We start from the raw sequence: 8,330 nt of genomic DNA on the forward strand, positions 1-8,330 counted from the left end.
CACCGGGCCAAGCATCATGACGTCGGCAAGACGGTCAAACGAGCCGAATCCATCAAGGAGCACCAAGCCCGCCGAGGTTAAACGTCAAGCTGAGTGCAGCTGGGTCATCAGCGAGTGCCGCGCCTGAGACCCGGCTCAGGGCCTGCGCGAAGAGGGTGCGAGCAAACCGAGGGCCCGGGCCCGCTCCACGGCTTCGCTACGGCTGTGCGTGCCGAGCTTCCCGTACAGGTGCCGCATGTGCGTCCGGACCGTGTTCACCGACAGGGACAGCTCGTCGGCGATCTCCGGAGCCGGCAGGTTCGTCGGCAGGTAGCGCAGGATGCGGGTCTCGCTGTGGGTCAGCGGCTCGCGCAGACGCGTCGGCGCGCCGGCCGCCGGCTCTCCCCGCTTCCCGGCCAGGAGGTCGAGGATCTCGGAGATCATGGCGGCATGAGCAGTGTCACGCCGGGCGTGGCGCTCGAGCACTCCCGGCGCGGGGTGGAGGAGGAAGGGCAGCACCGTGGCGCCGGGCTCGGCGAGATCGAGCGCGCGCTCGAGGGCGCGCCCGGCGGCGGCCGGGTCGCCGAGCGCGTCGCGCGTGATCGCCTCGAGCAAGAGGGCTTGAACCAGCCAGCCACGGGGTTCCATGGGCGGGGCAGAGCCGTCGAGGACGGGCGCGAGCGCGGCGGCCGCCGCCTGCGGGTCGTCCCGGGCGAGCAGCAGCGCCGCCAGGGCGGCCCGATTCTCCCCTGTCTCGCGCTCACGCGGGTCCATCTCGGCCAACACTTGTTCGACGCGCTGCGCTTCGCCGAGCCGCACCAACGTGTGCAGCTGGAACGCTCGCGCCTTCGTGGCGAGCGGATGATGGGCGACGACCAGATCTGTCACGCGCTCGGCGGAGCGGAAACCGGCCAGCGCGTCCTCATCACGGCCACGCGCGAGGTCGAGCAGCCCGCGGCCATAGTGCAGCATCAGTCCGGTCACCGGATCGGCCTCCTGGTGCACCGCGCGCTCGGCTCGCTCCAGCCACGGCTCGGCCTCGTCGAGCCGTCCTCGCCAGATCAGATGCGCGCCGAGCGCCAGGTATGCGGCCGCAACGATCGGCTCGTCGGTCCAGCCGTGCTGCCGGGCCAGCTCGATCGCCTGAGCGCCGCGTTCCGCGGCCGGAGCAGGCGCCCGGCTAAGCGCCACGACCGCCCAATGCGCCAGCCCGAGGATCTCCAGATACGGCCGCCCGATCCGGTGCGCCAGCGCGACGCCCCGCTCGAGGTGCCGGTCCGCTTCCTCATACCGCACGGACCAGGTTTCGGCGATGCCCAGGCTGATCAGTGCCAGCGCGCGCAGCTCATCACCACGTTCGGACTCCGCCGCGTCCCGGGCGTGACCTGAGGCGAGCAGCCGCTGCGTCTCTTCGACCACGGCCGGCAGGTCGCCGCGCTGGCGGGCCAGCAGAAGCCGCAGCACGGTGACCGTCAGATCGAAATGCTCGCGCCGGTCACCGGGCACCGACCCCGAGCGCTGGGTGGCCAGGGCCAGCTGCCGCTCCGCCTCCCCCAGCGATCCATGCTCCGCTTCATCGAACGCGGCCAGCGCGGTGAGCTCCCCGTCGGCCGCGATCACCCCGACAGGGAATCCGGCCAGCAGCGCGTGGGCCGTGGCGGCCTGCCCGTCCAATCCGAGGCCGATCCAGTGGTCCGACAGCAGGCGGGCCGCCGGACCCCAGTGCCCCGCCGCCTGGGCGTGCCGGATCGCCTCCACCGGATACCCGTGTTCCGCGTACCAGCCGGCCGCGGCGCGATGCACCGCGGTGATCTCTTCCGGAGCGGTGCGTCGCAGCTCCAGTTGCAGCAGGTCGGCGAACATCGTGTGGTAGCGGAACCAGGACCGCCGCGCGTCCAGCGAGACCACGAACGCCCCGGCCTGCTCCAGGTCCTGCAAGACCCGTTCCGCGCCGGAACCCCCGGTCAACAGGTCGGCGAGCTCACCGTTGACCCGCTCCAGCACGCTGGTCCGCAGCAGCAGCCGCCGGACCTCCTCGCTCTGCCGCTCCATCACCTCGGCCAGCAGGTAATCGGCCACCGTCCGCTCGCTGCCGGCGAACCCCGCCGCGAACCCCTCCGGGTCCGGATGCCCGGCCAGCGACAAAGCAGCCAGCCGCAGCCCGGCAGCCCATCCCTCAGTCCGTTCATGCAGCCGTGCGAGGGTTGACCTGGACAGCTCCACCCCGGCGCCGTGAAACAACGCCCGCGCCTCATCCAGGCTGAACCGCAGACCGTCCGCGCGGATCTCGGTGAGTCCCGCCTCAAGCCGCAGCCGGTGCAGTCCCAGGCGCAGGTCCCGGCGTGTGGAAAGCACGAACCGCACCTCCGCCGGCGCGCGCATCACCAGCAACTCCAGCTGGCGCTGCGCCTCGGCCGAGCGCAGCTCGTGCAGGTCGTCGATGATCAGCCAGACCTGGTCCCCCAGCGGCGCCAGGTCCTTCAGCAGCCGCTCCACGATCGTCCACCCGTCCAGGTCCGGCGCCATGGTCAACGGCCGTACCAGGTCCGACCCGGCAGCCGTGGCCCGCAGCGCGTCGCACACGGCGATCCAGAACCGTTGCGGATCGCGTTCCTCGCGCTGCACCGAGACACACGCGGCATGTTCCGCCAGGCCTGTCTCGCGGATCCAGGACCGCAGCAGGACTGTCTTCCCGCTGCCGGCCGGCGCCGATACCGTGGTAACGCGCGCCGCTTCCCCAAGCCGCGCGAAGAGCGCGCGGCGGGAGATGATCCCTCCCTGGACAGCGGGAACCATCTGAGCGTTGGCGGTCTGGGATCGGCCAGCAGTTCTCATGGCGCTCTTTGTGAGGTCGGCAGGGTCACTTTGCGCATTTTCGACAATCGTATAGGTTAGCCGTTAATTCCCTCCGGCAGGCATCCAACTTGACTACCGGCTCGTGTCCCGGTCCGGAGATCCGGGTGCAGTAGCGGCAGATGTGTTCGATGATCTGGTCTGCAGTTTTGGTCCACTTGAAGGGTCGGGCCTTCTCGTTCCAGGTCTTGATCCAGTCCTCGAGTGCGGTCTTCAGCTCGCCGAGTGTGCAGAACACGCCGCGTTCGAGGCAGCGTCGTTCCAGCTCGGCGAACCACCGCTCGTGCGCCAGGGCTGCAGCCCGAAGGCACGCCAGATCCGCAGCACACTCGTGGGCGAGATCCCCACCCGCCTGGCCAGCTCACGCTTCGACCAGTGCGTGGCACCCTCCGGTGTCTCCTCCAGGGTGCGCACCACCAACTCCTCCACCTGGGCATCGGTGATGGTGCAGGGCATGCCAGGACGCGGTTCGTCGGACAGCCCGTCGAGCCGGTCTCGCAGGAATCTGGTCCGCCACCGGGCAACGGTCCCACGATCGGTGTGCAGCCGCGCGGCCACCGCAGTGTTGGCGAGACGTGAACTCAAGACCAGTTCACTAGGTGGACTTCGCCGCCAAGCAGTGCCTCGCGCAGCGCGCCGACGGACACGCCGGTGCCGCCGATCTGGGCCGGCTGCGCCCGGCTGACGTCGCCCGGCGTTGTCACCCCGACGATCTCCACCGGCGGGCCGGCCCGCCCGGTGATCATGCCGGTCACCCGGCGGGACTGGGCGATGGCCATCGGGCTCATGAGGCTGCCGAGCCGCAGCGTCCGCGCGCTCACGGGAAATGCTCCTGCTCCGGGGCGGCGCGTGTAACCGCCTCGACCGCGCGCGGATCAAGATCGAACAGAACTCGCAGCGCCGCGGCGTATTCCTCGCCCCCCTGTGAGCCCGCGAGTTCCTTCACCCGTACGGTCGGCGCGTGCAGGAGCTTGTCCACCACGCGCCGCACGGCCTGGGCTATCTCATCGAGCGCGTGCCCGCTCAGCCCGTCGGAGGTCAGCCGGCCGGCCAGCCTGGCCAGCTCGGCGTCGACCACGCCGGCCGCCTTGGCGCGCAGCGCGACAACCGTGGGAGCGACCCGGGCGGCGTCGACCGCCGACTGGTACGCGGCGAGTTCGGCCTCCAGGATCGCCCACACCGCAGCGACGTCGTCGGTCCTGGCGGCAGTGCGGTGCTCGCTGAGCGTGTCCATGCCGACCACCATCACGCCCGGCAGGTCGGCCACGGCGGGCTCCACGTCGCGGGGCATCGCCAGGTCCAGGAACACCAGGGTGCCGCGCCGTCGGGCGGGCACCATGTCGGCCGTGATCACGTGTCCAGTCGCGCCGATGCAGCAGATCACGACGTCCGCCTCCGCCATGACGGCGGGCAGGTCACCCAGCCCAGCGACCCGGGTCACCGCCGTACCCGGCCGGGCGGCCAGCCGCTCCGCCTTCCGGAGCGTCCGGTTGGCCACCACGATGCTGGCCGCGCCGCTCCTGGCCGCGGTCGCCACCGCCAGCCCGCTCATCGACCCGGCCCCGACCACAAGCACATCCCGGCCCGCCAGGCCCAGCCCGCCCAGGCTCGGGGAGGCCAGCTCCACCGCCAGGCTCAGCAGGCTGGCCCCGGCCCGGCCGATCCCGGTCTCGGCACGGGCCCGCTTGCTCGCCCGCAGCGCGAGCCGGCCGAGGTCGCCCAGGACCCGTCCGATGGTGCCCTGCTGGCCGGCCAGCTTGATCGCCGCGCGCACCTGGCCGACGATCTGCTCCTCGCCCTCCACCACCGAATCCAGCCCGCAGGCCACGGCCAGCAGGTGGCTCACTGCGCGGTCCTCGTAGTGCACGTACAGGTGGGGGGTCAGGTCATCGGCGGGGACACCGGAGTGCCGCGCCAGCAGCTCGCAGATCGCCGTCACGCCGGCGTGAAATCGGTCCACGTCGGCGTACACCTCGATCCGGTTGCACGTCGAGACCACGAACACCTCGGCCACGGGCTCGGCCTGCGCCACGTCATGCAGCAGCTTGCTGAGCCTGTCCCCGGTTACCGAGGCCCGTTCCAGGACCGCCACGGGCGTGGTCTTGTGGCTCAGGCCCACCACCAGCACGCTCACCGGTCCTCCTCATCTCCGTCAGCCATACCTAAGCCTCTGGCCCGGCTTGGTGAACGCGCATCGCCTGATCCTGGTGATTTGCGCCGACCGCTCCTTCGTGGGCAAGTGCGGGCGAACCCAGCCCCGAGCAACACGATCCCGGCCGCCACGAGCCCTCGTGTGTCGCGGTTCTGGTTGGTCATGTTTCGGCGGCGGCCCAGGCTGCGAGGACGGCTTGGGTTTCTTCGGGTGTTGCCTGGTGGGGGGCGTGAGGGCCGAAATCTGTCGGCGATGATGACGCGGCGCAGCTTGCTCGTCATGTCTTCGAAGGACGGTTCGGTCTTGATGGTGTACCAGCGGGCCCGTGACCGGCGTTCGGCGGTATCGGCGGGCGAGTGGCCTGCGGTGGCGTACCAGATGATGACCAGGCTCAGGCAGATCAGGCCGAAAGGGGACGGTGCGTTCCACCGCCAGTCGGGTGCGGTTGCGAGCCTGGCCGACGCCGAGGGTCTGGCGGGCGTCGAAGAAGGCGACTTCGATGCACCAGCGGGCCGCATAGCGGGCCACCAGGTTCTCCGGGGTCGAGGTCAGATCGGTGGTGACCAGCGGCAGTCCGTAGCCCCGGTCATCACGGTCGCGGGTGCGGGGTTTGCTGTCGCGGACCAGAACCACACGCACGGTTCGGGTGTGGAACGAGCCGTACCACAGGCAGATGGTCTCGGCGATCTCCACGGTGTCGGTGCGTCTGTAGCGCCTCACCTGGGCCGTGCGCCACACGGCGGTCCGGGCGAGGTCGGCGGGGGTGCCCAGGCGGTCGCCCTTGGTCCGTGGTCGGCCGGACTTGCCTGTGCGGGGTGGGGCCAGGGCGTGCAGCACCGAGGTGACCTTCAACCGGGACGTCCAGGTCAACTGGCCGCCCAGCCCACGCAGGTGCTCGCTGGCATACGCGGCATCGCCAACCACGGCCCAGGTCTGGCGGTCTCGCTGCGGTGTGGGTTCGATCCCGTTCCGCTGGAGGATCTCCCATACCGTGGAGGGAGCGACCTTGATCCCCGCCCGTCGATCTGCCGCTGCAGGACGGCCAACTGGTGCCGCAACGTCAATATCTCGATGTCCTTGTCAACATCGCTCATCGGCAGCAACCGTATGAGGGAGGACACGCTCGACACGGCGAGGTAGGGCAGTCGCAGCAGCACGGTCGATCAGCCTGACACGCTTGTCCGCCGATCGACGGCCGTTCGCGAGAACCTGCAGCTCACAGGCCATGGATGGGGTTTTCGGCACCCGCACAGATTGCAGGTTCGAGTCCCCAGACCCGCGGAGAATCGGATCCCGAGGGGTGCTACGAGCCGTTTCTCGGCGTCAGCCGGTGTTTGCCGTGACCGGCTCCCAGCGTGCGTACTCGTCCATCAGCTCGCGGAAGCGGCCCCGCACCATAGTCAGGCCGTAAGTGTTCACCGCGAGGTGCAGCGGAGGCTCGTCGACCCCGGTGATGTCGGCGACAACGGCCATGGACTTGACCAGGTCACCCCTCACCGCGAACGCGGCGAAGTCGGCCATGGCGGCGTAGGCGGGCGCGTAGGCGGGGAGGGATACGGCGGGACGTTTCGAGTTGGCGGTGAAGTTGGTGCTGTAGCCCGCCGGCTCGACCAGGGTGACGTGGATGCCCAGCGGGCCGACCTCCTTCGCCAATCCCTCGGTCAGGTTCTGGACGGCGCTCTTGGAGGCGCAGTACACGGCCATCGTGGGCAGGCTGACGTGGCCGCCCATGGAGCCGATGTTGAGGATGTGACCGGAGCCGCGTTCGCGCATGTGCGGGAGGACGGCCTGGATCACTTGGACCATGCCGACCACGTTGGTCTCGAACTGGTCGCGCAGCTGGTCGGGGCTGATCTCCTCCACCACGCCGAGCTGCGCGTAGCCGGCGTTGTTCACCACGGCGTCGACGGCGCCGAAGTGCTCGACGGCTTCCTTGACGGCCTGCTCGATGCTCGCCCTGTCGGTGACGTCGAGCCGCGTGACCAGGACGCTGTCGAGCCCGGCGAACGCCGGGTTGGCCTTGGCGGTGTCCCGCATGGTGGCCACGACGTTCCAGTCGCGCGCGGCGTACTCGAAGGTGGCCGCTTCGCCCATGCCAGTCGAAGCACCTGTGATCAGAACGGTCTTGCGCATGATGCCCTCTCTCGTGGCGTGTACCTTGACCCACTATACAGAATTGACTAAACATGTATATCACGTTTAGTTGGTATAGTGTGTATGTGGCAGCGACCCGAGGGGACACCCAACGCCGTGAGCAGGTACTCGCGGAGGCACTGACCGTTTTCGCCACGTTCGGCTACCGCAAGACGTCGATGGACGCTGTGGCTCAGGCGGCGGACATCTCCCGCCCCGGCCTGTACTTCCTCTTCTCCAGCAAGGAGGAACTGTTCCGCGAGACCATGCGGCAGGCGTTGGACGCGGCACAGCGCGACGTCTGCGCGGCGCTGGACTCGCCTGGCGCGGACCTCAACGTGCGTCTGGTGGCCGCGCTCGACGCCAATCTGGGCCGGTACGTCGGCACGCACATCAACGAGGGCGTCGATGACTTGCTGGAGCACGGCACGGCACAGCTGCAGAGCATGTACGACGACTACCGGGCCGCCTTCATCGACGTGCTCGCCGGGGCCATCGCGGCGTCCGGCCGATCCACCGGAAGCGTCACGCCGCGGCAGATCGCCGAGGTCCTGCACGCCGCCGCCTCGGGGTGGAAGCACCGCGTCGCTGACCGTCCGGAATTCGTCGGCAAGCTCACTATGGCCGTCGATGTCGCGTTGCGGCCGTAGAACCCGCCCGCCGGTCCTGGGGCGTTCCGGGGCTTCCGCTCGAACTACCCCAGGGCCGGGGCATCATCAGCCGGTCACCGTGCCAGGAGCGCACGCACACAACGCACAGCGGCGCCGAGGGCAATGCCAATCACGCGTGCACGCATGACGCTGCGGGTGCCGATAAAACATCCGCGCAGGTGGGAGCCTTGATCATCAATCTCTGGTGGTACTTGGACCTGATGCCTGTCGCCGTCTTCACGAGGGCGGTGAGTGGGCGGAATCATGATCTGTCGTGCTGCTGCGCCTGGCCTACCTCGCCGTGACCAACACCTTCACGCTCCTTCGCCTGCTGCCGATGAGTGAGAGACAGAAGGACATCGAGATCCGTGCGCCACGAACACAACTGGAGGCCGCGATGTAGAAGGTCGTGCCGCTGGTTGTGATGCTGCGCTGGTGATGGAGGTCGGCCCTCCGGGACCGCCCACGCAGGGGGAGGTCTGAAACCGCCGCAGGCTGCTCTGGTGAATGAGCCGGGGTGGTGAGCACTGCGGACAAGGCGCACATGATGCGTCAGGTGCGAG

General features: G+C 69.4%; 8 protein-coding genes. 2 read left to right on the forward strand and 6 right to left on the reverse strand.

The annotated features are described in order from the left end of the window. Positions 1-135: 135 nt before the first annotated feature. The 6 genes from ACFYXB_RS44865 to ACFYXB_RS44890 all read right to left on the reverse strand — a co-directional run bounded on the left by ACFYXB_RS44865 (position 136) and on the right by ACFYXB_RS44890 (position 7,117). A complete protein-coding gene (locus ACFYXB_RS44865) occupies positions 136-2,814 on the reverse strand; it encodes a LuxR C-terminal-related transcriptional regulator (RefSeq protein WP_389591202.1) in 2,679 nt (892 codons plus the stop codon). Between the two features lie 231 nt (positions 2,815-3,045). After that, on the reverse strand, positions 3,046-3,417 hold the full coding sequence (locus ACFYXB_RS44870) for a helix-turn-helix domain-containing protein (protein ID WP_389591204.1): 372 nt from the start codon (positions 3,415-3,417) through the stop codon (positions 3,046-3,048). After that, positions 3,414-3,653, reverse strand: coding sequence for a hypothetical protein (locus ACFYXB_RS44875; RefSeq protein WP_389591205.1), 240 nt, complete (start codon positions 3,651-3,653; stop codon positions 3,414-3,416). The genes ACFYXB_RS44870 and ACFYXB_RS44875 overlap by 4 nt, the downstream gene beginning before the upstream one ends. Beyond that, the gene (locus ACFYXB_RS44880; RefSeq protein ID WP_389591206.1) at positions 3,650-4,966 is read right to left on the reverse strand and encodes a glutamyl-tRNA reductase; all 1,317 of its coding nucleotides are present in this window, start codon (positions 4,964-4,966) and stop codon (positions 3,650-3,652) included. The genes ACFYXB_RS44875 and ACFYXB_RS44880 overlap by 4 nt, the downstream gene beginning before the upstream one ends. An 18-nt stretch (positions 4,967-4,984) precedes the next feature. Further along, positions 4,985-5,908: a hypothetical protein gene (locus tag ACFYXB_RS44885; RefSeq protein WP_389591208.1), complete on the reverse strand. Its 924-nt coding sequence runs from the start codon at positions 5,906-5,908 to the stop codon at positions 4,985-4,987. A 399-nt stretch (positions 5,909-6,307) separates the two neighbouring features. Then, positions 6,308-7,117: an SDR family NAD(P)-dependent oxidoreductase gene (locus ACFYXB_RS44890; RefSeq protein WP_389591210.1), complete on the reverse strand. Its 810-nt coding sequence runs from the start codon at positions 7,115-7,117 to the stop codon at positions 6,308-6,310. Positions 7,118-7,203: 86 nt separating this feature from the next. Here ACFYXB_RS44890 and ACFYXB_RS44895 point away from each other — a divergent pair, with 86 nt between their 5' ends. Beyond that, positions 7,204-7,767, forward strand: coding sequence for a TetR/AcrR family transcriptional regulator (locus tag ACFYXB_RS44895; protein WP_389591212.1), 564 nt, complete (start codon positions 7,204-7,206; stop codon positions 7,765-7,767). 274 nt (positions 7,768-8,041) lie between these two features. Continuing rightward, complete coding sequence (locus tag ACFYXB_RS44900) at positions 8,042-8,170, forward strand: hypothetical protein (RefSeq protein ID WP_389591214.1); 129 nt, start codon at positions 8,042-8,044, stop codon at positions 8,168-8,170. The last annotated feature ends 160 nt before the right edge of the window (positions 8,171-8,330 follow it).

The sequence above is a fragment of the Streptomyces sp. NPDC002619 genome (genome assembly GCF_042889305.1).
Taxonomy (GTDB): domain Bacteria; phylum Actinomycetota; class Actinomycetes; order Streptomycetales; family Streptomycetaceae; genus Streptomyces.